Origin of the sequence: Nocardioides sp. Iso805N (genome assembly GCF_000364605.1) — a bacterium.
Taxonomy (GTDB): domain Bacteria; phylum Actinomycetota; class Actinomycetes; order Propionibacteriales; family Nocardioidaceae; genus Nocardioides.
Window position 1 is genome coordinate 390,122 of the sequence record NZ_KB822575.1, and the last position, 23,626, is coordinate 413,747.

The 23,626-nt window shown below is 68.6% G+C and carries 21 protein-coding genes; 13 read left to right on the forward strand and 8 right to left on the reverse strand.

Annotation, left to right across the window (positions count from 1 at the left end):
• The first annotated feature begins 78 nt into the window (after positions 1 to 78).
• The gene (locus H036_RS0101870; RefSeq protein WP_017933070.1) at positions 79 to 690 is read left to right on the forward strand and encodes a TetR/AcrR family transcriptional regulator; all 612 of its coding nucleotides are present in this window, start codon (positions 79 to 81) and stop codon (positions 688 to 690) included.
• A 15-nt stretch (positions 691 to 705) separates the two neighbouring features.
• Here the strand turns inward: H036_RS0101870 and H036_RS0101875 are convergent, their stop codons facing one another.
• Positions 706 to 1,032, reverse strand: a complete 327-nt coding sequence (locus H036_RS0101875) for a cupin domain-containing protein (protein WP_017933071.1) — start codon at positions 1,030 to 1,032, stop codon at positions 706 to 708.
• A gap of 272 nt (positions 1,033 to 1,304) precedes the next feature.
• On the opposite strand from H036_RS0101875, the gene H036_RS21525 reads away from it, so the two are divergent.
• The 4 genes from H036_RS21525 (at position 1,305) to H036_RS0101900 (ending at position 5,567) form a co-directional block, all read left to right on the forward strand.
• The gene (locus tag H036_RS21525; RefSeq protein WP_017933072.1) at positions 1,305 to 1,775 is read left to right on the forward strand and encodes an ATP-binding protein; all 471 of its coding nucleotides are present in this window, start codon (positions 1,305 to 1,307) and stop codon (positions 1,773 to 1,775) included.
• A 521-nt stretch (positions 1,776 to 2,296) separates the two neighbouring features.
• The gene (locus H036_RS0101890) at positions 2,297 to 3,487 is read left to right on the forward strand and encodes a PP2C family protein-serine/threonine phosphatase (RefSeq protein ID WP_017933074.1); all 1,191 of its coding nucleotides are present in this window, start codon (positions 2,297 to 2,299) and stop codon (positions 3,485 to 3,487) included.
• On the forward strand, positions 3,484 to 5,127 hold the full coding sequence (locus tag H036_RS0101895; RefSeq protein WP_198289868.1) for a sensor histidine kinase: 1,644 nt from the start codon (positions 3,484 to 3,486) through the stop codon (positions 5,125 to 5,127). Before H036_RS0101890 ends, H036_RS0101895 begins: the two co-directional genes overlap by 4 nt.
• Complete coding sequence (locus H036_RS0101900; protein WP_017933076.1) at positions 5,124 to 5,567, forward strand: response regulator; 444 nt, start codon at positions 5,124 to 5,126, stop codon at positions 5,565 to 5,567. Before H036_RS0101895 ends, H036_RS0101900 begins: the two co-directional genes overlap by 4 nt.
• Here the strand turns inward: H036_RS0101900 and H036_RS21530 are convergent.
• On the reverse strand, positions 5,500 to 6,924 hold the full coding sequence (locus tag H036_RS21530) for an MFS transporter (protein ID WP_198289869.1): 1,425 nt from the start codon (positions 6,922 to 6,924) through the stop codon (positions 5,500 to 5,502). The two genes, H036_RS0101900 and H036_RS21530, sit on opposite strands and share 68 nt — an antisense overlap.
• Between H036_RS21530 and H036_RS0101910 the strand changes: the two genes are divergently transcribed.
• On the forward strand, positions 6,923 to 7,909 hold the full coding sequence (locus H036_RS0101910) for a LysR family transcriptional regulator (RefSeq protein WP_198289870.1): 987 nt from the start codon (positions 6,923 to 6,925) through the stop codon (positions 7,907 to 7,909). The genes H036_RS21530 and H036_RS0101910 overlap by 2 nt on opposite strands.
• A 42-nt stretch (positions 7,910 to 7,951) precedes the next feature.
• Positions 7,952 to 10,318: an excinuclease ABC subunit UvrA gene (uvrA, locus tag H036_RS0101915; protein ID WP_017933079.1), complete on the forward strand. Its 2,367-nt coding sequence runs from the start codon at positions 7,952 to 7,954 to the stop codon at positions 10,316 to 10,318.
• Between the two features lie 27 nt (positions 10,319 to 10,345).
• Here the strand turns inward: uvrA and H036_RS0101920 are convergent, their stop codons facing one another.
• Entirely contained in the window at positions 10,346 to 10,906 is a 561-nt protein-coding gene (locus H036_RS0101920) for an NYN domain-containing protein (RefSeq protein WP_017933080.1), read from the reverse strand.
• A 166-nt stretch (positions 10,907 to 11,072) separates the two neighbouring features.
• Between H036_RS0101920 and H036_RS24760 the strand changes: the two genes are divergently transcribed.
• Positions 11,073 to 11,948, forward strand: a complete 876-nt coding sequence (locus H036_RS24760; protein WP_157416935.1) for a DUF5063 domain-containing protein — start codon at positions 11,073 to 11,075, stop codon at positions 11,946 to 11,948.
• 100 nt (positions 11,949 to 12,048) lie between these two features.
• On the forward strand, positions 12,049 to 12,378 hold the full coding sequence (locus H036_RS0101935; RefSeq protein WP_157416936.1) for a hypothetical protein: 330 nt from the start codon (positions 12,049 to 12,051) through the stop codon (positions 12,376 to 12,378).
• Between the two features lie 6 nt (positions 12,379 to 12,384).
• On the opposite strand, the gene H036_RS0101940 is transcribed toward H036_RS0101935, so the two are convergent.
• Together H036_RS0101940 and H036_RS0101945 are read right to left on the reverse strand one after the other, a co-directional pair.
• The gene (locus tag H036_RS0101940) at positions 12,385 to 12,735 is read right to left on the reverse strand and encodes a hypothetical protein (RefSeq protein ID WP_017933084.1); all 351 of its coding nucleotides are present in this window, start codon (positions 12,733 to 12,735) and stop codon (positions 12,385 to 12,387) included.
• A 192-nt stretch (positions 12,736 to 12,927) separates the two neighbouring features.
• Positions 12,928 to 13,746 (reverse strand): NAD-dependent epimerase/dehydratase family protein, encoded by an 819-nt coding sequence (locus H036_RS0101945; RefSeq protein WP_017933085.1) that lies wholly within the window; start codon positions 13,744 to 13,746, stop codon positions 12,928 to 12,930.
• A gap of 63 nt (positions 13,747 to 13,809) precedes the next feature.
• On the opposite strand from H036_RS0101945, the gene H036_RS0101950 reads away from it, so the two are divergent.
• Both H036_RS0101950 and H036_RS0101955 read left to right on the forward strand, forming a co-directional pair.
• Positions 13,810 to 14,262, forward strand: coding sequence for a MarR family winged helix-turn-helix transcriptional regulator (locus H036_RS0101950; RefSeq protein WP_017933086.1), 453 nt, complete (start codon positions 13,810 to 13,812; stop codon positions 14,260 to 14,262).
• 156 nt (positions 14,263 to 14,418) lie between these two features.
• Positions 14,419 to 15,384, forward strand: a complete 966-nt coding sequence (locus tag H036_RS0101955) for a beta-ketoacyl-ACP synthase III (protein WP_017933087.1) — start codon at positions 14,419 to 14,421, stop codon at positions 15,382 to 15,384.
• A gap of 680 nt (positions 15,385 to 16,064) precedes the next feature.
• On the opposite strand, the gene H036_RS0101965 is transcribed toward H036_RS0101955, so the two are convergent.
• The gene (locus H036_RS0101965) at positions 16,065 to 17,777 is read right to left on the reverse strand and encodes a hypothetical protein (RefSeq protein ID WP_157416937.1); all 1,713 of its coding nucleotides are present in this window, start codon (positions 17,775 to 17,777) and stop codon (positions 16,065 to 16,067) included.
• A 615-nt stretch (positions 17,778 to 18,392) separates the two neighbouring features.
• Positions 18,393 to 19,781: a DUF1254 domain-containing protein gene (locus H036_RS0101970; protein ID WP_017933090.1), complete on the reverse strand. Its 1,389-nt coding sequence runs from the start codon at positions 19,779 to 19,781 to the stop codon at positions 18,393 to 18,395.
• A 179-nt stretch (positions 19,782 to 19,960) separates the two neighbouring features.
• Between H036_RS0101970 and H036_RS0101975 the strand changes: the two genes are divergently transcribed.
• Positions 19,961 to 20,644, forward strand: coding sequence for a pyridoxamine 5'-phosphate oxidase family protein (locus H036_RS0101975; protein WP_017933091.1), 684 nt, complete (start codon positions 19,961 to 19,963; stop codon positions 20,642 to 20,644).
• A gap of 845 nt (positions 20,645 to 21,489) precedes the next feature.
• Here the strand turns inward: H036_RS0101975 and H036_RS0101980 are convergent.
• Positions 21,490 to 21,936 (reverse strand): hypothetical protein, encoded by a 447-nt coding sequence (locus H036_RS0101980; protein WP_157416938.1) that lies wholly within the window; start codon positions 21,934 to 21,936, stop codon positions 21,490 to 21,492.
• 249 nt (positions 21,937 to 22,185) lie between these two features.
• On the opposite strand from H036_RS0101980, the gene H036_RS0101985 reads away from it, so the two are divergent.
• On the forward strand, positions 22,186 to 23,298 hold the full coding sequence (locus H036_RS0101985; protein ID WP_017933093.1) for a hypothetical protein: 1,113 nt from the start codon (positions 22,186 to 22,188) through the stop codon (positions 23,296 to 23,298).
• Positions 23,299 to 23,626: the final 328 nt, after the last annotated feature.

The window sequence follows — 23,626 nt, forward strand, 5'->3', positions numbered from 1 at the left end:
GACCGAGGTCGGCGGCTCTCGAAGCCTATCGAATTTGAAAGTTACTACCAAACGAGAGTCTGTGTTACGTTCGCCACCATGGGCTTGCGCGAGATGAAGGCGGCACGGACGCACGACGCGATCCTCAAGGCGGCGCTGCACCTCTTCGAGACACAGGGGTACGACGCGACGACCATGGAGGAGATCGCGGCGGCGGCAGAGGTCGGCACCTCGACCCTCTACCGCTACTTCCCCACCAAGGAGCTGCTCCTCGTCACGCCCCTGAGCATCCGCGGGCACATGGTGGCCGAGTTCCGCAGCCGGTCGGCCGACGAACCGCTCGAGGAAGCACTCGGGCACGCCATCGAGGCCCTGATGACGGCACCGCGGGCCGAGATCGCCGAGCGCCGGGCGATCTACAAGATCCTGGAGGTCGCCGCGGCGCCGCGGATGCGGCTGCACTCAGAGGTCCGAGCCGAGCGCACCGAGCTCGAGGAGGCGGTCGCCGATCGCCTCGGCCGCCCGCGCGGGGACGTCTTCAGCGTGGTCACCGCCCGGCTGGCCGTCGCGATCCTGGAGACCATCTCGGACCACGCGCCCGACGTACACGAAGACCCGGAGGACGCGCGCAAGGCGGCCCGTGCCGCCGTGCGCGCCGTCGGCGCGGCACTTCAGGCCGAAGCACCGGCCGTGCCGACCTTCGACGTCTGAGCGACCTGGCCCGAGTCAGGCCAGGTAGAGCTTGCGCAAGGTCGAGGCTACCTCCCAGACGGTCGTGTCGCCGGCGCTGAGACGCACCACCGTGCCCGGCCGCAGCTCGATGACCTCACCGTCCTCGAAGGTGACGGTGCCCTCGCCGGACAGGACGACGAAGACCTCGTCGGCCTCGACGTCGGTCGCGACCCCGGGAGTCATCTCCCAGACCCCGACCTCGAGCCCACGGAGCGTGGTGAGTTCACGGGAACCGGTCAGCGGGTCGCCCGCCACGACCTGCTCTGAGGGCTGGGCCGCCAGCGCGAGGTCGGCGTCGGTGTCAAGGAGTCTGCTCGTCATGCGTCCTATTCTCGGGGCGCGCGGATGCCGGCGCCGTTTAGGAGTCCTGGACCAAGGGCAATGATCGATTCGACAGACAAAAGCGAGAGCGGCCAGCCGAGCTCCGGAGGCGCCCGCGTCGATGCACCACGCTCGCAGCCTGGGGAGTGAGAGCGGTGCATGCACCGCACCGAGCCACGGATGCGAGAAGGTTCTGTCACGAGGTGAGCGGCGAAAGGAACCAGACCAGTGTCGAACGGCGGGAGCCGCGCAGTCGAGCCGGCCGTACGGCTATGAGCCACAGCGAGTCCCACGAGCTCGCCGCGACCGTCACCTCGATCGCAGCAGCGAGATCGATCGTGGCAGGCGCCGGGATGGCCCTGCCGTCGCCTGTTCGTGACGACGCCGTGCTGCTGGTGTCCGAGCTGATGAGCAACGCCGTTCGCCACGGCGGATCATGGGTCCGCTTGAAGCTCACGATCAGCGAGGATGCGTTCACCGTGGCCGTGCACGACGATGGGCCGGGCATGCCCATCATGCGCAACGGCACGCGCGACGCCTCGTTGGGTTCGGGCCGAGGGCTGCAGATCGTCGACAGGATCGCCGACCAGTGGGGCGTGGACGTGGACCAGGCCGGAAAGACGGTGTGGTTCCGGTTCAAGAGCGCGACCACGTCGACGGGCCTGGGTATGACCGACGCCTCCACCGACGACACAGCACCCTCGGCTCCACCGTGTGCAGACACCGGCGGCCAGGTGCCGTGACCTGAGGTCTTCGGTTCCGGACGGGCGGTCGCCGAGGTCGAACTCCCGATTTGTTTGGAAATGCCACTGCTCGGGAAGCCATGGAGCGTCAGTCTCGTCAAACCGTCGAGGAGTGAGTTGCGCAGCCGCCCGCCACGTGTCCGACGCGACCGGACGACAGCCGCCGCCTTGCGCGTGCCGCTCGTGGCCACCGACCGCGGACCCAGGCACATCCACTCGTGGCACGTGGCCCTGAGCGAGGAGGACGACTTCGGTTCCGTGCGCATGTATGAGTGCGGCTGCGGCGCTCGGCACTACGCCGCCTGCGCGTGACCGAGATGTCGACGGACCAGCCAACCCCCGAACGCGCACCGGACCAGGAACTCCGATCGAGCGCGCCGGAGCCGAGGGACCTAGTCTTCCTTGACGTTGCAGGACCTCCCTCAGCCGAAAGTGACGTTCAGGCCTTGACGCAAGCACCAGCCCCGCGCGGTCGAGCACGACCTCCAGCGACGACTCCTGCCGCATCCGGGGGACTCGATATGCGGACCTGGGACTCACCGGACCCGGTCGTGCTGCTGGTGGAGGACGACCTCGGCGACGCGCTCCTCGTGGAGGAACTCGTCGCCGACTGCCAACCTCGCATGACGTTGCGCCGAGCCGGCTCGCTGGCGGAGGCGGCACAGGTGCTCACCTCGGGCCGACCCGACTGCGTCCTCCTGGACCTGCACCTGCCCGACGCGCAGGGGCTGGACGCCCTGGCGGCCGTCCAGCGGCTGGCTGACGGCGTGGCCGTCGTGGTGCTCACAGGCCTGGCCGAAGAGGGCACCGGCCTGGCAGCCATGGCCGCGGGCGCGCAGGACTACCTGGTCAAGGGTCGTGTCGACTCCCAGTGGCTCGGACGTGCCGTGCGCTACGCGATGCAGCGCAAGGAGGCCGAGCGAGCCGCGGTCGCGTTGCAGGCCAGTCAGCTGCTCGCCCAGGAGAATGCCCGGTTGGAGCGTGGCCTTCTTCCCAAGCCGCTCGTCAACGATGCGCACGACCTGGACGTGGTCAGCCGCTACCAGCCCGGCCGCGCCCAGGCGTTGCTCGGCGGCGACTTCTACGACGTGATCCAGGGCGACGACGGCACCGTCGAGGCGCTCATCGGTGACGTCTCCGGCCACGGTCCCGACGAGGCGGCCCTGGGGGTGGCGCTGCGCATCGCCTGGCGCACGCTGGTCCTCAGCGGCGTCGAGCGCACGGAACGCCTGCGCCACCTGGAGCAGATCCTGGTGGCCGAACGCCAGCAGGAGCACACCTTCGCCACCTTGACCGCGATCTCCCTGCACCCCGACCGGCGGCACGCGCACATCATCCGCGCCGGCCATCCCGGACTGATGCTGCGGACGCGGAGCGGGGTGGAATGGATCGAGGTGCCGGGAGGCCCGGCGCTCGGCATCCTGCCCGACATCTCCTGGACCACGCACGAGCTGCACGTGCCATCGGATCCCTGGGCACTGGTCCTGTTCACCGACGGCCTGTTCGAGGGCCGCATCGACGTACGCGGCGACCGCCTGGGCGAGGACAGGCTCCTGGCGGCCGCGCGCGAGCTCTCCGGAGCCGACGCGGAAGAGTTCGTCGACGGCCTGATCGGCCACGCACAGACGCGCGCCGAGCAGTTCGGCGGACTCGACGACGACCTGGCGATCCTGCACCTGCAGTGGAACGAAGAGAAGAGACATCAGTGGTGACCCCCTCCCCCGCCGCGTCCACCGCGCGGCGCCGGCCATGGCGCGAGATGACCGTGCAGTCGTGGTTCTACGTGACCTTGGCCGTCATGGCGGTGCTGGTGGCGGCCGGCGCCGTCATCGGGGCCCGGCTGCTGTCGCAGACCACCGCGGCGTCCGACCGGCTGATCCAGCAGATCCAGCCGGCGCGCGTAGCGGCGTACCAGCTCCAAGCGACGTTGATCGACCAGGAGACCGGTGAGCGCGGCTATGCGTTGACCGCGAACCGCCAGTTCCTGGCCCCCTACACCAGCGGACAGAGCAGCGAGCACGCTCTCGCCGGCCAGATCAGGAAGCTCCTTCCGGACGATCCGCAGGTCATCGCCGACCTCGATCGCGTGGAGAGCTCCGCCGCGCACTGGCGCAGCCAGTTCGCCGACCCGATCGTGGCGGGTGTCACGCCCGGGCGTCCACGCCCGTTGGACGAGAACGCAGCCGACGCAGCCAAGAGTGCCTTCGACGACCTGCGTGCCCTCTTCGACGTCCAGAACACCCACCTGCAGCAGGCCCGCGAGACCAGCGTTGCCCAGCTGCGGCACAAGGAGCACGTCCGTGACGCGGTCCTCGCCGCCATGATGGCCGTGTTCTTCCTGACCGTGTTGCTGATGATCCTGATCGTCCGGGTGCTGGTGATCCGACCGCTCGAGACCCTGCGCCGGTCGACGCGCATGATCGCGGGGGGCGCCTTCGACCACCCGATCTCCCAGGACGGGCCCAGCGACCTCCGTGGCCTTGCGGACGACGTGGACAGCATGCGCGGGCGCATCATGGAGGATCTGGACGCCGCTCAGGAGCAGCAGCGCAAGCTGTCCGAGCTCGCCGAGAGCCTGGACAGCCAGGCGCTGGAGCTGCGGCGCTCGAACGCCGAGCTCGAGCAGTTCGCGTACGTCGCCTCGCACGATCTCCAGGAGCCACTGCGCAAGGTCGCCTCCTTCTGCCAGCTGCTGGAGAAGCGGTACGGCGACGTACTCGACGAACGCGGTCAGCAGTACATCGACTTCGCGGTCGACGGGGCCAAGCGCATGCAGGTGCTGATCACCGACCTGCTGACGTTCTCCCGCGTCGGCAGGATCAGCGACACCCACGTCGCGGTGCCCCTCGACACCGTCGTCGACAAGGCGCTGGCCAACCTCGCGACAGCGATCGAGGAGTCGGGAGCCCAGATCGACTGCCCCGACACGCTTCCCCAGGTGTCCGGCGACCCGACGCTGCTGGTGATGCTGTGGCAGAACCTGGTGGGCAACGCGATCAAGTTCCGCGCCGAGGACCGCCCGCCCCGGATCTCGCTGACCTGCGAGGACGATCCCGACAGCCCCGACGGCGAAGCGTGGCTGTTCGCCCTCACCGACAACGGCATCGGCATCCCCGCGGAGTTCATCGAGAAGGTCTTCGTCATCTTCCAGCGCCTGCACTCCCGCGAGCAGTACGCCGGCACCGGCATCGGGCTGGCGCTGTGCCGCAAGATCGTCGAGTACCACGGCGGCCGGATCTGGATCGACACCACCTACACGACCGGAACGCGAGTGTGCTTTACGCTGCCGTTCGACTCTGATGCCGGACGCACCCCCACGCCGGTCGCCCCCATGGAAGGAAGCGCCGCATGATGGCACCTGCGCAGCCGATCGAGGTCCTGCTCGTCGAGGACGACCCCGGCGACGAGCTGATGACCCGCGAAGCGTTCCAGGACAACAAGATCGCGAACACCCTCCACGTCGTACGCGATGGCGAGGAGGCGCTCGACTTCCTCTACCGGCGCAACGGCCACACCGACGCGCCCCAGCCCGACCTGATCCTGCTCGATCTCAACCTGCCCAAGTACGACGGACGGCAGGTCCTCCAGCAGATCAAGTCGGACGCCGACCTCGCTCACATCCCGGTGGTGGTCCTGACGACCTCCTCGGCCGAGGAGGACATCCTGCGCAGCTACAAGCTGCACGCGAACGCCTACGTCACCAAGCCCGTCGATCTCGATCAGTTCATCGCCGCGGTGCGGCAGATCGACGAGTTCTTCGTGACAGTGGTCCGTCTGCCCAAACGGAGCTGAGTCTCGGACGCCCAGGCACCGGCGGGAAACCACGGTGACCGGGGCCCGCCTCTGCGAGGGCGTTGCGCAGGGAGACGATCAAGGCTGCGCCGACGACCGCGGCGGAGAGGCCGAGCGCCTCGGCTGTCCCGGTCCGTGACCCCGAGCCAGCGACGACCGCGCCCAGGACCGCCACCCCCATCCCGCCGCCGAACTGCCGGAACGCGTTGAAGAGTCCGCCGGCGGTGCCCCCGGTGCCGGCTGGCGCCGACCCGACGACCTGGCCGGTGAGTGGCACCAGCAGGAGGGGAAGTCCCGCCCCGACCAGGAGGAGCGCAAGCGAGATCAGCACCACCGGTGCATCCCGCGCGACCGCCGCTGCGGTGAGGGCGTTGCCGAGGACGGTGAGGGCCAGTCCGGTCACGATCAGGGGCGGCGCCCCGGTCCGCGTTGCGAGACGGCCCACCACCGGCGCCAGCAGCGGCCCCGCCGTCATCGGGAGGAACGCGATCCCCGCGAGGGCCGGGCTCTGCCCGCGGCCGTCGAGAAGGTAGAGCCCGAGGACGAACAGGGCACCCGACATCTGGAACTGGACGACCGCTCCGAGCATCAGGGCCTGACGCAGCCTGGGGACGCGGAGGACCACGGGCGAGAACGCCGGCGACGTGCTGCGTCGCTCGACCGCGACGAGGCACAACACCGCCACGACGGTGAGCGCCCCCGGCAGGAGGGCTCGTCCGCGCGGGACCTCGATCACGGTGTCGATGAGCAGCGCGAGCGCACCGACGGCCACCACCTGTGCGCGGAGGTCGAGGGGCCTGTCGCGGGTGACGGGGCGAGGCAGGTTCCGGGTCATCATCAGGCCGAGGACCGCGACGGGGACGTTGACCAGGAAGACCGCGCGCCACCCGCACCACCCCACCAGGACGCCACCGAGCAGTGGCCCGGCCGCGAAGCCGAGGCCCGTGACGGCCGCCCACAGCCCGATCGCTCGGGCCCGCTCGCCTGGCTCGGTGTAGAGCAGGCCGAGCAGCGCCAAGGTGCTCGAGGGCAGCGCCGCCGCCGTGGCGCCCTGGACCGCCCGCAGTCCGATCAGCACCGGCATCGTCGGCGACAGCGCGCACAGCAGGGAGACCAGACCGAATCCGGCGAGCCCGATGCGGAAGACACGGGATGCGCCGTACCGATCGGCGATCGCTCCGCTGGAGAGCAGCAGCGATCCGAAGGCGACGGTGTAGGCGTTGACCGCCCACTGCTGCGAGGCGACGTCGCCACCGAGATCGCGGGTGATGTCGGGCAGCGCCACGTTGAGGATGGTGGCGTCGAGCAGGACCATGAAGTAGCCCAGGGAGATGCCGAGCAGGCGTGGCGAGATCATGCCCACGACCATCCGCCAGATGCTGATGTGGCTCGACCGGAACAACCACAGGGGGCGTTCGGTTTCGCCGAACATGGAACTGCGCCAGCTTCGCACCTTCATGGCAGTCGTCGAGCACCGGACCGTGACCGGCGCTGCCGTGGCGCTGGACCTTGCGCCTTCCTCGGTCTCCCAGCAGATCCGCACCTTGGAGGGCTCGCTGGGGGTGCGGCTGTTCCACCGGGCCCCGACCGGCCTGTCCCTCACCGCCGCCGGCCGCCGGCTCGCACCACGGGCCGCCCGACTGGTCGACGACGCCGCGCGCGTACGCCGAGAGGTCGTCGGCGTACCCACCCCGTTGCGATTCGGAGCCCTGGAGACCGTGATGGCGACCCAGGTGCCCACCCTCCTCAGCGAGATGGCCGCCTCTCATCCCGAGCTGCCGATCGAGCCGGTGCGCTCCGCCGACCGAGCCGAGCTGCTTCGGCAGGTGGTCGCCGGCGAGCTCGACGCCGGGCTGATCCTCGACACGACCGGCGAGCTCGGAGCGCTCGGCTTCGACCCGCCGGTCGAGGCGGCGACGCTCTCCTCACTCGACCTCGAACCCTGCCCCGTGGTGCTCGCCGCCCATCCGGGCCACCCGCTCATCGGCCGCCGTGGACTCACGGTCGCCGACCTGCGCGAACACCGCATGATCCTCGGTCCTCGACTGTGCTCGTTCCACCTCGCCGTCGACCTCTTCCTCGGCCCGGAGGGCGACCGGATCGAGGTCCCCAGCGTCTTCGTCGCCACGAACTGGGCTGTCCAACGCCTCGGCCTCGTGCTCGTCCCGGAGTTCACCGCGATCGAGCACCTCGACGCCGGTCGGCTGGTGCGGCTCGACCTCGCCGACCAGCCCCCTGCGGTCTGGCTGCGACTGGTGTGGCGCACCGACCGGGAGGACGAGCCCGGCCTACGCACCCTGCTCTACGGCGCGACCCGTTCGCTGCCGCCGTCGGCCGCCTGACCGAGACCCGTGCGTCACGCTCGGACTGGGTACAAGGGGCGCGTGACCACCGACGCGATCGACGGCTTCGTGCGCGTGCGCGACGCCAACGAGCACAACCTCCGCCACGTCGACGTCGACATCCCCCGGAACGCCATGGTGGCGTTCACCGGGCTCTCCGGCTCGGGGAAGTCGTCGCTGGCCTTCGGCACGCTGTACGCCGAGGCGCAGCGTCGCTACTTCGAGTCGGTGGCGCCCTACGCGCGCCGGCTGCTGCAGCAGGTCGGTGCTCCGCATGTCCAGGAGGTCTCCGGGATGCCGCCGGCGGTGGCGCTGCAGCAGCGTCGTGGCGCGGCTACCTCCCGCTCGTCGGTCGGCACCCTCACCACGCTGTCCAACCTGCTGCGGATCCTCTACTCGCGAGCGGGCGACTATCCGGCCGGGGCCGGCCACCTGCCGGCCGAGGCGTTCTCACCCAACACCGCGGCGGGCGCGTGCCCACGCTGCCATGGTCTGGGTGTCGTGCACGACGTCACCGAGGAGCTGCTCGTCCCCGACCCGTCCCTGAGCATCCGCGAGGGCGCGATCGCGGCTTGGCCCGGCGCCTGGCAGGGTGCCAACCTGCGCAGCATCGTCACCGGTCTCGGTATCGACATCGACAAGCCGTGGCGCACGCTCAAGAAGAAGGACCGCGACTGGCTGCTCTTCACCGACGAGCAGCCGTCGGTGCTCATCGAGCCCCAACGCGATCGCATCGACTACGGCTACTACGGGAAGTTCTGGAGCGCGCACAAGCACGTCATGCACGTCCTGGCCGACTCCAAGAGCGAGCGGATGCGCGAGCGTGCACTGCGGTTCGTGGAGGACGCGCCCTGCCCGGACTGCCAGGGCAGCGGACTGCGGCCGGAGGCCCTCGCCGTGTCCTTCCTCGGGCGTTCGATCGCCGAGGTCAACGACCTGCCGTTCACCCAGCTGGTCACGCTCCTGCGGCCGGTCGCCGAGCTGCCCGAGGAGACCAACGAGGTAGCGGTGCGGATCTGCGCTGATCTGGTCGCCCGCATCGAGGTGCTCCTCGACCTGGGCCTGGGCTACCTGAGTCTGGGACGGAGCTCGACGACCCTGTCACCCGGTGAGGCGCAGCGGCTGCGGATCGCCACCCAGCTGCGTTCCGGGCTGTTCGGCGTCGTCTACGTCCTTGACGAGCCCTCGGCCGGCCTGCACCCGGCCGACGCGGAGCCGCTGCTGGACGTCTTGGACCGCCTGAAGGCGTCCGGCAACTCGCTGTTCGTCGTGGAGCACGACCTCGACGTCGTACGGCGTGCGGACTGGGTCGTCGACATCGGCCCCGGTGCGGGCGAGGCCGGCGGCCGCGTGCTCTACAGCGGCCCGGTCGCGGGTCTCGAGGAGGTCACCGAGTCGGTCACCAGCGCCTACCTGTTCGGTCGTGCCGAGCGGCTGGTGCACGACGTACGCGCCCCGCAGGGCTGGTTGCGGTTGGCCGGGGTGCGCCGCCACAACCTGCACGACCTGTCCGTCGACATCCCGCTCTGCGTGCTGACCGCCGTCACCGGAGTGTCCGGTTCCGGCAAGTCGACCCTGGTCAGCCAGGTGCTCGCAGAGGACCCGGCGGCCCTCGAGTCGTTCGACCGCCTGGTGCTCGTCGACCAACGTCCGATCGGCCGCACGCCACGGTCCAACCTCGCGACGTACACCGGACTGTTCGACGCCGTGCGCAAGCTGTACGCCGCCACCGACGCTGCCCGGGCCCGCGGCTACGGCGCGGGCCGCTTCTCCTTCAACGTCCCCGAGGGTCGCTGCGAGACCTGTCAGGGCGAGGGATTCGTCTCCGTCGAGCTGCTTTTCCTGCCCGGCACCTACGCACCCTGCCCGACGTGCCACGGCGGCCGCTACAACGCCGAGACGCTCGAGGTCACCTACCGCGACAAGAACATCGCGGAGGTCCTGGCCCTGTCCATCGACGAGGCCGCGACGTTCCTCGCCGACGTACCGGCCGCCGCGCGCAGCCTTCAGACGCTGCGCGAGGTGGGCCTGGGCTACCTGCGACTGGGACAGCCGGCGACCGAGCTCAGCGGCGGTGAGGCACAACGCATCAAGCTCGCCACCGAGCTCCAGCGGGCGCACCGCGGCCACGCGCTCTACCTGCTCGACGAGCCGACCTCGGGGCTGCACCCCGCTGACACCGCGCTCCTGCTGCGCCAGCTGCACCGGCTCGTCGACGCCGGCAACACGGTGGTTCTCGTCGAGCACGACCTCGACGCGATCGCCACCGCCGACTGGGTCATCGACCTCGGCCCGGGCGGAGGAGACGCCGGCGGTCGGGTGGTCGCGACCGGCACGCCGGCCGACATCGCGAAGGCAGAAGGCAGCGCGACCGCGCCGTACCTCGCGCGGCGGCTCGCGCGAACCTGAGCTTGCTCCTCCTGGACGGTCCAGCGGTCAGAGGAAGTCGGCAGGATCGAACTCGTCGATCGGGATGATGCGTACGCGCGGCAGTCGAGCGTTGAACGCACGGACGTCGTGCTCGAGGTCGAAGGACTGCAGTCCGTTCTCGATCAGCTCGCTGAACCGAGAGTTGCGGAACTCCACGAAGCCCACGATGCCGAGGCGCCGACCGTCTTGGAGCGCTCGCATCTCCTCGATGAAGTCCCCGTCGTTGCTGACCAGCACCACGTCGGCGTCGCGATCACGAAGTGCGGTCAGGGTGCGCTGGATCGCGATGTCGACAACCTTCTCCTCGGCGCCGCCGGAGAGTGCCACGGGTCGATACCCGATGGCCAGCAGTGCCTGGACGAACGGCATCGGGAGGTCGTTGTGAGCGGCCAAGAAGAAGAGTCCCGTTGCTGGCTGTCCCCAGCGCTCCTGCACGAACTGCAGCAATCGCTCCCACCGCGGTCGCTCGTCGGGGCGTGGTCGCCGACCGAGGATCGAGGTGCCGATCGTGGCGTCGATGTTCTCCCCGTCGACAAGGACGTAGGTTGTACGCGGACTGTCCCCCATGACCTGAGAGTACGGGGCCGAGGAGCCAGGTGTCGGCCTGCATCGCGCTCGAGGTAGCAACACGCACCCACCCCGCGAAGCCCCTCTGTCGATCCTCCGCCCCCGGGTCCCGAGGCTGATCCTCCTCGACTCCGCGGACTGGCGAGCTGTGCACCAGACTGATTGTGTGACCACAGCGAAGTCATCACACCTGAGTCTGACAGCCGGTGAGCTGAACATCCTCGCCGATGCTCAAGGTGACGATGTGTCGATCCTCTGGGTTCTTGAGCAGCTCGGACTTCGTGAGGGTGACGCGCTCAACGGAGATGCTCGACCCGAACCCGCCGATGTCGAGCTCGCTTTCGCCAGCATCACCCGTCTCGTAGATCGCAGGCTCATCACCGTCGGGCACTTCGAAACGCCTGACGGAGCCGAACCGAAGGATGCGATCTACGTCGAGGAGTCACCGGCATCGGCCAAAGCCCGCGTGACCGCCGCGCTCGCGCAACCAAACGACGACTGGACGAGAGCGTGTTGGGTCGTGCAAGCCGACGGTGCCGATCTCAAGGCGGTGGGAGAACAGGCCTCGTTCGAACGCTTCACGGAAGAGGTCGATGACTTCTGCAACATCCCGTTCCGCTTCGCGGCATATCGCCCCGATGAACGAGCGAACCTGCTCCTTCACTCGCTGGCCACGTTGGTCGCCCTTGCCTCCGACCTCCCCGACATCAGCGCCCCCAGCCATGCCGCTGGAGCGCTCGTCTCCAAGGCCGAGCGAGCCGACATCGCCGGCAGGTTGGTGAACGGCTTCGGCGGCGAGATCACGTTCTGGACAGTCGAGAAGCCACTCTCAGGAGCTCGACCCGGTATGACCCTCACTCGTCTCGCCGAAGACCTGGCCGACATGTGGAGCGTTCTCGTCAGCGGACTGCGTGACCTCGAGGCCGGCGTTGCCCCCGATGACGTATATGCGCGGTGGAGATCGAGCTACCACTCCGCATGGGGCTCACGCGCGATCCGTGCCCTCAGCGCCCTGCACGAACTCGAAACAGCCAGCCGGTAGGACGGGCCACGGTGACCCACCGGCCGCGATTGCGATGGGGGCTCGCGATGGCCGGATTCGAAGAGCAGACGGTGGCATCGCCGACAGATACAGTCCACTCATGCCGCGGAGTCGACGTATTCAACGGGTGACGGCCCAACGTCTCGCCGGGCTCGCGGCAGTCGTCGGCGTCATGGCCTGGGAAGTATGGGGCGACTCGTTCGGTGAAGATCTCCGCGTCGTTCTCGTAGGGATCGTCGTGGGCCTTGCGATTCCGCGCATGCTCCAGCGGTTCGACGACCGTACGGGGCTGCGGGACTTCCACCTCGATGCCGGAGATCAGCCCCGCGATGTCTCCACGACCTCAGGTAGCGGCATCACGATGCTGCCGATCTCCGAGATCATCAGCGCCGTCAGACGCCACGACCCACCGCCCGACCGCCGCGTGTAGCCCGGCCTAGCCGCCGGGAGCGCGAACGGACCGAAGCAGGTGCCGGACCGTCGCACGGTCACTGTCAGCGGCGTACACGACCAGATCTCCGGCGCCGACGTAGCCTTCCCAGGCAACCGCATCATCGACGCCGTCGCTGTGCCTGATACCCGGGCCGTGGGCTGGATCGTAGGTTGCTGAGCGGTAGAAGAAGACGCCGCCGTTGAGACTGCACGCGCCCACCCCGGGCGGCGTCCAGCGCTCGAGCTTGAAGGCGCAGTCGCTGGTATCGGCGTGGCGCCAGCTCCCGGGAACATCGACCCGCACGTGTTGATACTCGATGGTCTTCCAACCGTCAGCGTTCGGGTCGTTCGCCACGACTGAATCCGAATCGCCGCACGATGTGGACGCGGCGGCGAGCAGAGTGCCCAAGGCGGCAGTCGCGAGACGACGAACCTGCGGGGATCGGTGCATGCACCTCATCGTCCACCGGACCGGTGCTCCCGCGTAAGTACGTCGGCTCGCCGCACGGGGACGACCCGACCGACAGGCAGGTCTGGCGTCCGAACCTCAGAGGATCCCTTCCGCAGCGGCCATGCGGATGGTGGGCACGCCCGGCCGGAAGCCGAGCTCTCGCGCCAGCGACCCGTCCATGCGGCCCGCCCACGGGTTCTCCAGCGGCGCGGCCGAACCCTCGATCGACCCGCCCGCGAGCTCGGCCATCTCCCAGACGGTGACAGGTGCATCGTCGGTGAGGTTGACGATCCGGCGGTCTGCGGCGCCGGACAGCGCCAACCGGACGATTGCGGCGACGTCGCGATGGTGGGCCACGGAGTAGGCGTGGGCGGGGTGGAGCCCGAAGCGGGCGGCGAGCGCCGGCATGGAGGCCAAGTGCCCGTCGCCGTCGCCGTACACGAACGGGAGGCGCAGGATCGACCAGGTCAGCCCGCACTCCCGCAGCAGGTCCTCCGCCGCCAGCTTGCTCGCCGGATACGCCGCGGTCGGGGAGCAGCTGTCGCTCTCGCGGCTCGGACGCTCGGCGGTCGCGTCGTAGACGTTGCCCGTGCTGGCCATGATGAACCGGGCCGCCGGCGCGTGCGCGGCGACGGCCTCGACGAGGTGGCGGGTTCCGTCGAGGTTCGCCCGCCAGATCGCGTCCTCGTCACCGGTGCGGAAGAGCGCCGCGAGGTGCACGACGGCGTCGATCCCCTCCACGGCCGAGGCCAGCGTTGCGGGATCGTCGAGATCGCCACGTACGGCGGAGACGCCACCGGGCAACGCGATGTCGCGGCGTACGAGGGCTCGACACTCGAACCCCGCGTCAACGAGGCGCGGCAGGAGGCGGGAGCCGACCAGTCCGGTCGCGCCGGTCAGAAGAAGAGTCGTCATTGATCGTCCGTCCCTATGATCGTCAGCATTACTGATGATTAGTCTACACCCTAGACTTCGGTCATGGCTGATGACCGCGATCTCGGGCCGATGCTTCGAGGCCGGCTGACCTACCTGCTCAAGTACGCCCTGCTGGAGCTGGACCGGCTGCACGAGGCGCACCTCGAGTCGTTCGGCATCAACGCGCGGGAGCTGGCCGTGCTCCTTCTGCTCGCCGACCGCGAGCCGGAGTCGCAGCAGCAAGCGGCCCAGCGTCTCCGCGTCGACCGCACGACCATGGTCGGCCTCCTCGACGCCCTCGAGGCCAAATCCCTCGTCGTACGTCGACCCGACGCCGCTGACCGCCGTCGCAACGTCGTCGAGCTCACCGACCACGGCCGGGCAACGCTCGAGAAGGCGACGCGGGCGAGCGATGAGGCGGAACGGCAGCTCCTCGCGGGCCTCGGCGAGGCCGACGCCGCCAGCCTGCGCCAGCTGCTGGCCCGCATCGCTGCCGGCGACGCGGTCGCCCACTGAGTGCCGCGTCGTCTTCGGTCGCGCGCCGCCGGCCCGCACTCACCGGCCGGCGAGTCCGTCATGGCGATGGAGCACAATGCCTGCAGGGCCCGTTCACTGCGTGACCAGCTCACCAGGCGGCACGTATGTGGCCCCGAACCCTGTCGACGAGGAGCAGTGTTGAACGTTCTCACTCACCAGACCCGCCCGGGATCCCAGATCCTCTCCTTCGCCGGCTACCAACCCGACCGGGTCGTCACCAACGATGAGCTGGCGGCCGTCCTCGACACCGATGACGAGTGGATCCGCTCCCGGGTAGGCATCCAAGAACGCCGGATCGCCGGGCCCTCCGAGGACGTCCTCGACCTGGCGGTCGAAGCTGGGCGCAGAGCGCTGGCCGGCAGTGGCCTGGCTGCCGACCAGATCGATCTGGTGATCGTCGCCACGTGTTCAGCAGAGTCCCCGATGCCGGGACAAGCACCGCGGGTGGCAAGCAGGCTCGGCATCACGTCGCCCGGCGCCTTCGACATCAATGCCGCCTGCGCCGGGTTCTGCTACTCCCTCGGGATCGCCGACGGACTGGTGCGAAGCGGAGCCGCGACGAACGTCCTGGTCATCGGCGCCGAGAAGATGTCCCAGTGGACCGACGCGCACGACCGCACGACCGCCATCATCTTCGCGGACGGGGCCGGCGCCGCCGTGGTCAGCGGAGCGGACGCACCTGCGATCGGTCCGACCGCGTGGGGCAGCGCCGGCGATCTGGCCGACAAGCTGGTCATCGCGACACGACACTCCTCCATCGTCCAGGACGGCCAGGCGGTGTTTCGCTGGGCTACGCAGGCAGTGGCCCCGGTGGCTCTCGAGGCCTGCCGCCGAGCCGGAGTCGATCCGGCCGACCTCGTCCTCGTCGCACCGCACCAAGCCAATCTCCGGATCATCCGGTCGATCGCCAAGGCCATCGGTGCGTCCCAGGCGCTCGTTGCCGAAGACATCGTCCGATCGGGAAACACCTCGGCGGCATCGGTTCCCCTGGCCGTGAGCCGGATGATGGAACAACATCCGTTCCCCTCGGGTGCGCCTGCTTTGCTGGTCGGATTCGGGGCAGGGCTCGCGTTCGCCGCGCAGGTCGTGCTGCTGCCGTGAGGTCTGGCCCATCGGAACGACGCAGGTGGGCCCTTCGCCATACCTTGCTCTCTAAGGCAGCGTGCCTTCGAGGGTCGGCGCTTCCAGCGGGCCGCCGGCGCTCAGCACCACGCGGAGCGGGTCTCCATGCTTCCCTGCGCACGAGAAGGCCTTGCGGAGGGTGACGGTGCTACCGGGTTGTACGGCGGAAGGCGCCGGGCCTCCGATGCCTTGGGCCGGGTCGATGATGGGGGTGCATGGACCGGCATCTGTCTGTGCCCGCGCTTTGAAGCGCCCAGGGTCCCACGTTCGCTGATCGCTGTGGTTGGCGACGGTGAAGGCGATCTGCAGGTGGATGTCTCCGACGACCACGCCGCTGGCTCCTTCGGCTCCTCCGGTCGAAGGCTTGAACAGTTGGGCTGGCGTCGACGTCACGGTCAGGGTCCGAGACAGAGGACTGGTTCCTCCCAGGACGTCGCCTGCTGTGGATGGTGTCTCCGAGGTTGCGCTCGTGGCCGTTGGCGACATCGCGGCAGTCTGCTGTGTCGACCGTTGAGTCGTCTGGGGGCCGCCCGGCCTCGGCGTGGCTGTTGTGCTGCTGCCACCGGGAGAGGTGCCGCCGCAGGAGGCCATAAGCGTGATCGAGGCCATGGCAAGGGTGGCGCCCCAGAGCGGGGCGCCACCGTGCCATCGTCGCCGAATCAACGGGGCTGGTACTTCAACAGCTGCCAGCCAGCGCGCCGCGGTGGGTCGGACGCGGCCTTGGTCGGGTAGTTCGATCCGCCCTGGGTCCCGATGAACATCTCCTTGTTACCGATCGGGAAGAAGTCGCGAGCGCCCCACTGCTCGGCGTTGTTGAACCCGCTGTTGGTCAGGGGCTTGGCGGGCTGGTTCGGGCTGGACACCGTCCAGATCGGGAACCCGTCCTGAGACTCGTCGGAGGGCAGCAGCCTGTTGAGGTACCGCAACTCGAGCGGACTGACCCGGTAGCCGAAGATGCTGGAGATGAAGTCGGTGTTCGGGTTCGTGCTGATCTCGCGCATGACGCGAGTCAGGTCCATGCCCCCGAAGTAGGCCTTGCCACGGAAGGTGGCGCTGCCCCATCCGATGTAGTAGTTGAACTTCTGGCCGAATCCAGGCTTGCCATACAGCGGTCGCTGGTGGAGAAGGTTGCGCTCGTGGTGCCATTGGCCGTTGTCGTCGAGGGTCCAGTAGCGGTACTTGCCGTAGAGGACCTGGACCTGCTGGTTGGGCTGCCCCAGGTGGCGGACCCGGAAGAGCTCGCCACCGACCTCGAGTCGGTTGAACCAGCGCATGAAGGCCGGGAACGTCTTCGGGGCGATGTCGGGAAGGCGGCCCATATGGAAGAACGTGGAACTCCCGGGGAAGTTGCTCTTGCCGAAGTAGAGCCAGTTGCCGACCTGTTCCATCCCTGTTCCGCCGGCGCCGGCTGCGGCTGTGGTCGGATCGGGATAGAAGTCGTCGAATCCCCAGTCGCGCTTCCAGTTGTTCTTGTCCGCGGGGAGGATGCCGTTCGGCCGGGTGGACAGTCGCGGACTGGTGAACAGGGCGGCCGCCTCCTGTCCCAGATCGGCTTGGGTCAGGTCGGTGGGCCCTGCCGGCCACGCCGAGACGATCATGCGACCCTCGAACTCGGTCAGATAGGTCGGCTGAGATCCGAACCGGCCCACGATCTGCCACTGGAACGGGTCGTTGACGTTGCCCACCCACTTCAGCAGGTGCCCGTTGGTGGCGTGACTGGTGCTACCGGGACCTTCCGGCGTGCCCAGGCCGACTCCCATGTACAGCTGACCGTCGATCTTCTTGACGACCTTCACGTTGCTGTACTGGGGGTAGGTGTGCGAGCCGAGGTAGGCACCGTCGCTCTCCCGGAACGCGAAGAGGTTCACCTGGCCGCCCTGCCCGGAGGCGAGGTCGGGTGAGGTCTGGAGACCTGCGACGAACATGACTCCGTTCGCGGCGCCGGCGGCACGGAACCCGCCGGTCGTGGCGAACAGCGGGTCGCTGTAGGGGCTGCGGTCGATGAGCCGGTTGCTGTGGATGTCGTACTGGTAGATGTAGGGCTGGCGCTGGTCGCCGGTGATCCCCAGATCCGGGTTCTGCTGGGCGTTCCAGGAGTGGCTCCACTCACACGTGACCTCCTTGGACTGCAGGGTGTCGGGGAAGTTCAGCCCGGCCACGGTGAGGAAGTTGTTGTAGGCGGTGAAGTTGTCGCACAGCCCGCTGGACCAGGTGCCGAACCACAGGCTCTTCTGGTCCTCCGCCGTAGCGAAGCCCCAGACGTAGTCCTGCATCGTGCGAGGTACGCCGCCGGCAGTGCAGTTGCCGTTCGCGATGGGGCCCGGCTTCACGCCGATGCCGCGGAAGCACTCCGTCGGCTGTGCCTGGGCCATCACGCGCACACTGTTCAACGGGTCATCGCCCGGAACGGGACCGTGGCTGCGGTCGATACGGGTGGTAGCCGCAGCGGCGCCCGGAGTCGGGTCGCCGCCGTTCCGCGACGATGCCGTCGCCGGTGCGGCAATGAGCGTCGCTACCGAGACACACGCGACGCAGACACTGGCGAGGAGGGCGCGCACCCCTCTGCGCCGCCTTGCAGGTGTTGCGCCGGATGCGGTCACGCGATGTTGAAATCGTTGCTTTGCCATCAGGGAACTCCGAGCGATCACGCACGTGGCCCGTGGCGCAGGGCAGCGTCGAGGCGCCGTGCCGTGCAGCCACTCGGCGAGCAGTGCGACTGTGATTGATGATCGGAGGCGCTGCTGTTCCCATGTGCGCAGCAACGTCATGCGGCTTGGGCGCACGCATCGGGAAACGACGGTTGGTCCCGAGATCTCGCGTCATAGCCGTGAACCGTCCTGCGATCCTTACACCGCAACGTGTACGTCGGCAAGCCCTCCCGATCATGCTTTGCACAGGTCACATGAGCCCCTTCACGACCGTGAGCACGGAGGAGAACATCCGGATCCGCCGCGATCGTGAATCTGCCGAGCGAGCTGGTGCCCGCGTCAGACAGGGGTGATGTCGCCGAGCTTCCAGGAGCGGTCGAAGTACGGCGCGAGCGGACCGTAGAACCGGAAGTAGGAGAACCAGTGCTGACCCGGGATGGTCTGCACCCAGTTCGACTCCCTGCCCTCCGGCGCCGTCGGCCCGAACCACAGGTCGACCGAGCCATCGTCGTTGTGGACCAGATCGGCGTCGCGCGAGCCACGGTCGCCCCGCTGCTGCTCGTTGTCGATCAGGCAGCGGGTCCACACGTCGTAGACGGTCGCCGACCAGAACAACTTCGCCGGTGGATCGGCCGGCACGTGCAGCGTGTACGACGCCCCGCCGGCCAGCCACTCCCCGTCCGCGTCGACGTAGGAGCCCAGGTAGGCCTGTCCGACCCCCGGCGTCTGGCTCTTCATCGCGGCCGAGAAGCTGACCGCCTCGTAGAACCACGACGCCCGCTCGAGCAGCTCGTCGTAGTTCTCGCCGCGCTGGGCCGAGTTGTCCAGCACGATCGCGGTGTCCCACTGCCGGTCCGGCCAGTAGCGCGAGCCTTCGAACCGCTTGGCGAACGTGTTGGCCTGCGCCATCAGCTCGCCTGACGCGGTCGCCGTCGTCAGCAGCGCGGTCAGCCGCTCGTCGGGCTCGAACGGCTTCCCCTTCTCGATGCCGAGCTGCTTGAGCATGGCCAGGTAGAAGCGGTCCCGCTCGTCGATGACCTCGTCCTGGTAGATCTCGTGCAGCCGCACCCAGTAGTCGAGTCCCCGGGGCTGGTCACCGGTCCACGGCCGACCTCCCGGGGAGAGGATCCGCGTTGCAGGTGACTCGCGGCCGTCGTACGAGGTGATCCGGACGGCGTTGGCCAGCTCCTGGGCCCGCTGCGGGTCGGTGTCGAGGGTGCGGAAGCCGAACATGACGTTCATTCCGCTCGCCCGGTGCACGAAGTAGGAGTCGTCGACGTCCGGTGCTTCCTGACCCGGCGGAACGATCAGGTGCCTGCCGCCGCGGCCCTGGTCAGGACCCATCTCGCCGAGGATGCCGCACTCGCGCTGCCAGAAGTCCGAGAGACCGCCCGCGGTCGGGCCCGGGGGAAGCTCGACGACCAGCGGACCGGTCTGCGCGAGGTCGATGAAGTTGAGGGTGTACGGCGTCGTCGCGTTGGCCGTGATGATCCCGAGCCGGTCCCGGTAGGTGACGTAGTGGACCAGGTCGTAGTCGGTCGCGCCGAAGATGTCGCGGTGCTGGGTCTTCCACTGCGCGTAGGACACCAGCGGCAGCGCCCACAGGTAGGCCTGGCACGCCATCTGGTGATCGAGCTCGTCGAAGACGAGCCCCAGATCCTCTCGGCGCGGGAGCTCGCCGTCCATCCGGACCTGTCCGAGTCGTCCCGGCAGCGCCTCATCAACCATGACCGCAGCCTTGCCGGAACGGGCAAGCGGCCGGTTCACCCGAAACGGACCACACGAGGACGTCCCAGCGATGACGTCGAGGGCGCCAGGCCGCAGAAGGAGCGGGCCGGTTAGTGGCGTGTCAGAATAGCTTCGAATTGGCCGATGCATACAGGCCACTCTTGACCGAGGATGGGGCCATGCCGGACCTATCACCCACTGCACGCACCACCGTCAACCGCGGGCGCAAACGCGCTCTCGCCGACCGCGAGCGGCTTCACCAGCTCCTAGCCGACGGGCTGGTCGCCCATCTCGGTGTGACGATGGGCGAGCACCCCGTGGTGCTGCCAGCGGCGTACGGCGTCGACCTCGAGGGGCCGGACGAGGGCGGCACGCTCTACCTGCACGGCTCGGTCGCAGCCGGCTGGCTCGCGGCGGCGATGGTCGGCGATGTCTGCGTGACGATCACGGAACTGGACGGCCTGGTGGCGGCCCGCAGCGGCTTCCACCACTCGATGAACTACCGCAGCGCCGTCCTCATCGGCCGGCCGCGAGCGGTGGAGGACCCCATGGAGCGCGGCCGGGCGCTGGACCTGATCGTCGATCAGATGATCCCTGGGCGGGCCGCCACGCTGCGCGAGCCGACCCGCAAGGAGCTCGCCGCCACCGCTGTGCTCGCGCTGCCGCTGGTCGAGGCCAGCATGAAGGAGCGCGACGGCGGTCCCGTCGATGAGCCGGCCGACGTCGAGGCCGGCACCTGGGCAGGTGTGATCCCGCTGCGCCGAGTCAGCCCGGGCGCCATCACCGCCGCCGACTCACACGGCGTCGTGCCGCCTCACGTCCGCGAACGCGTCGCGGCGCTGGGCTGCGGAACGCGCGTGTAGGTCGCGTGGGCTTACCAGCCAGCTCCCGGGCGAGCGAGTAGGCACCTTGGAGCGTTCCCGACGCCCATCCGCGCCCAACCGTGGGACACGTCGTTGGCCACGAGCCAAAACCCGAACGGCCTCTGATCTGCGTTTCCGCAAGTCAGAGGCCGTCTTCGGAGTGTGGCAGGTGGTGTCTGCGGACCCACGCAAGTACTCCGACGCATCTCTACTTTCACGCTCGATTCCCTAGGTCTGACCCCAGGTTGGGCCCGTGGTCCTTTGGTCACAGAGCCCCAGCATCGATAATCAACCCGACATTCAGCGGCGCGGTCCTGCGCCGCCCATGACACACAGATCAAACCACGGATCGGCGACGCCGAGCAGGAGCCGCCTTGCTGGACGCTCCGCAACTTCCAGCGCACCCAGTGAGGCCGACGGCACGGCGCAGCGGTCTCCAACGTAGCGGCTCGGTTCTCGGCAGCCGAGGCTCGGCGGAACGGTGGATGAGGATCACAGCCTCACGCGCTACGCGGGGACTCATGGCGCCTGCGATCAGGCGGTGCCACTCCTCGACCTTGTGGGCGGGCCACGTTAGCCGCACTTCGCGACACAGCTGCAGCAGGTTTCCTATCCGCCGCGCCACTTCAACCGACGGGGCACACGAACCGAAGCACTCCAACCGGAGACGTCTGACGTGGTATTCGGCGTACAGAACGTTCAACGAGGTGAGTGACCCGTTGACGCCGACGTTCTCGAAGAAGTCAGCACGCCTCACGGCTGCCGCGTGGCTACTCGTCGACTTCATCCCTCCGGGTCCCGTCGCCAGCAGCCGCGAGCCCGACTATTCGTAGTGATAGCAGTCCTCAGTCGGTCTTCCACGCCCACGCCTGGCGCACGTCCCACAGCTGCTTTTCGAGTTCGGCAGCACTACCGACTTCGCCGCGCAGAACCCAGTTGCCGCCTGCCGTCTCCTCGAGCAGCCTCCAGGCACCGTCGCTTAGGAACGAGCGCGTGCGGCCTTGCAGTCCCAGCACCGCTTGGGCGACGCCGACGGTGCAAAGGGGCTGGACCTCCGGGCATGGCTCCTCTGTGTGCATCACGCACCGGTGCGGGGCGACCGGGGTGGCGAACGTACTCCCGCAAGAGTGGCAGGCGGCACAGGAGGTCTTCAGGCGCCTCTCGTCTGTCCGCAGTCGCTCATTCGGAAGGTCGAGCGCCGTCAGCACGGCCTGTGCACACGTGTGAGAGCACATGAAGATCACTCCACCGTCCCGATGTTCAACTCTGTAGCCGACGATGCAGTTCTTCACGACGCCCTCCGCGGTGGGATAAGGAGCCACGAGGCCGGAATGCCGGTGGGCCCGACGACCAAGTTGCCTGCCCTGTCCACGGCGTCATTCGAGGCGCCGGGTAGTCACCATGCGAAGCGCAGCGACCCTTGCCGAGGAGTCCCAAACCTCCGAAGTCGCGCGGAGTCCGCCGGGTGCGAGGACACGTTGCACCGAGCGAGGCGGCGCGCCAGCGCAGCGCGACCACCGCACCGGCGGCAGGATTCGCACGTGGCTAGCCTGAGCGATCCATTCGCGCCGCTTGATCAGTCGTTCGTCGATCTCGTCGCTGAGGGGTACAACCTCAGCGGTCGGTGGCCGGTCTGGCAGTTCGTGCAGTTGCACCTACAGCGCACCGGTGCCGATGCCGTCGAGATCTTCCGGCGGCTGCCCACCTGGCAGCAGAACTATCGCGCCGCGAATTGTGGGAGCGGTACGGTCCCAGAACCGGCCACGCAGGTCTGGCTGACAACCGCCGGGATCGCCCACGTATCGAAGCCCCTGCGCACCCAACGGCTCGACCAGTTGATCGCGGCGCTTCTCGCCTCGCTGCGACTGGCGAATGAACGTGCTCGCAGGGTCGAGCCCGACCCACTCCAGGCGCTCGACGAACGCGTGGACGGCACAGAGTTCACCGCTGTGGTCAACATGACCGCCGGCACAGGTCTGTCCGCCGAGCAGTTGTACAGACTTCTCTCCCATGAACCACCGTTTTGGGGTGCCCTACGCGGCTCTGAAGGGCTGTGGAGCTTGGAGTACCTGAAGCCGTGGATCTCGCGATGTGACGACGTGGGCAGCATCGAGGACTACCTCGACCGCATCGAGTCGCTCGTCGGCTGGCCTACTCCGACGCCCGCGGCAAGCGCCGAGGACCCATTCGCACTCGTGACTGATTTCGACCACCTCGACCTTGTGTGGCGGCTGGTCGCGGGAGAGCCTCTTCTTCGCATTCCGCGTGTCGCCATCGGAGCCAAGCTGGCTCGAGAAGCGACGACCCATGAGGAGTTCGAGTCCTGTTTGAGCGCCCTCGCAGACGTCCTCTCCAGCCTGAACGTCACTGGTGACGAGACAGGCGCCTTGCAGAAGCTGAAGGGACGGATCTCCGAACTGCGAGAGGGCGGGGTACCCGGCGTGGACGCCCCGATTGAGATGCTGCGCAGAGTCACAGCGATCAGAAACGGTGCACAGCACCAGGGCGCCGCAGCGCGCGCCGTACGCGCCCGCGGCGACCTTGGACTTCCGGCGTTCGGCACCGACCCCGCAACGAGTTGGCGACAAGTCAGGGGAATTGCTGCCATGGCGGTGCGTCAGATTCGTGAAGAGCTCGAGACGCTGCTGCCGTGAGCAACGCGGGCAGCCGGTAGCGACTAATCCGGCGTCCGGGCCGTCCGGACGCCCTCTGACTACGCCCTGGCGCCGCACCCGCCGTCATCGGGGCCCGCTGTAAGGACGGTCGTCAGCTCAAGGTTCGCGGGCACGTCGCAGGGCCTCGTAGCCCTCACCCGGGGGAGCCGGCTGAGTACATCTGGGACGTCGGACGATGACTCATCCACGATCGGGCTCCCGATCGGAGGCCACCGGCTTGATGATGCGTGCCGCGTAGCGGACCGCGCTGAGCTGTGAGCGTGCACGCTCAAGGCGTGCCTCCAGCGCGGCACTACGCGCACCCTCA

Bases quoted from the DNA above. Each gene is read 5' to 3' on its own strand.
- H036_RS0101870 (WP_017933070.1), top strand. From the start codon at position 79: ATGGGCTTGCGCGAGATGAAGGCGGCACGGACGCACGACGCGATCCTC.
- H036_RS0101875 (WP_017933071.1), bottom strand. From the start codon at position 1,032: ATGACGAGCAGACTCCTTGACACCGACGCCGACCTCGCGCTGGCGGCC.
- H036_RS21525 (WP_017933072.1), top strand. From the start codon at position 1,305: ATGAGCCACAGCGAGTCCCACGAGCTCGCCGCGACCGTCACCTCGATC.
- H036_RS0101890 (WP_017933074.1), top strand. From the start codon at position 2,297: ATGCGGACCTGGGACTCACCGGACCCGGTCGTGCTGCTGGTGGAGGAC.
- H036_RS0101900 (WP_017933076.1), top strand. From the start codon at position 5,124: ATGATGGCACCTGCGCAGCCGATCGAGGTCCTGCTCGTCGAGGACGAC.
- H036_RS0101910 (WP_198289870.1), top strand. From the start codon at position 6,923: ATGCCCACGACCATCCGCCAGATGCTGATGTGGCTCGACCGGAACAAC.
- H036_RS21530 (WP_198289869.1), bottom strand. From the start codon at position 6,924: ATGATCTCGCCACGCCTGCTCGGCATCTCCCTGGGCTACTTCATGGTC.
- H036_RS0101920 (WP_017933080.1), bottom strand. From the start codon at position 10,906: ATGGGGGACAGTCCGCGTACAACCTACGTCCTTGTCGACGGGGAGAAC.
- H036_RS0101935 (WP_157416936.1), top strand. From the start codon at position 12,049: ATGCCGCGGAGTCGACGTATTCAACGGGTGACGGCCCAACGTCTCGCC.
- H036_RS0101945 (WP_017933085.1), bottom strand. From the start codon at position 13,746: ATGACGACTCTTCTTCTGACCGGCGCGACCGGACTGGTCGGCTCCCGC.
- H036_RS0101950 (WP_017933086.1), top strand. From the start codon at position 13,810: ATGGCTGATGACCGCGATCTCGGGCCGATGCTTCGAGGCCGGCTGACC.
- H036_RS0101965 (WP_157416937.1), bottom strand. From the start codon at position 17,777: ATGGCCCAGGCACAGCCGACGGAGTGCTTCCGCGGCATCGGCGTGAAG.
- H036_RS0101970 (WP_017933090.1), bottom strand. From the start codon at position 19,781: ATGGTTGATGAGGCGCTGCCGGGACGACTCGGACAGGTCCGGATGGAC.
- H036_RS0101975 (WP_017933091.1), top strand. From the start codon at position 19,961: ATGCCGGACCTATCACCCACTGCACGCACCACCGTCAACCGCGGGCGC.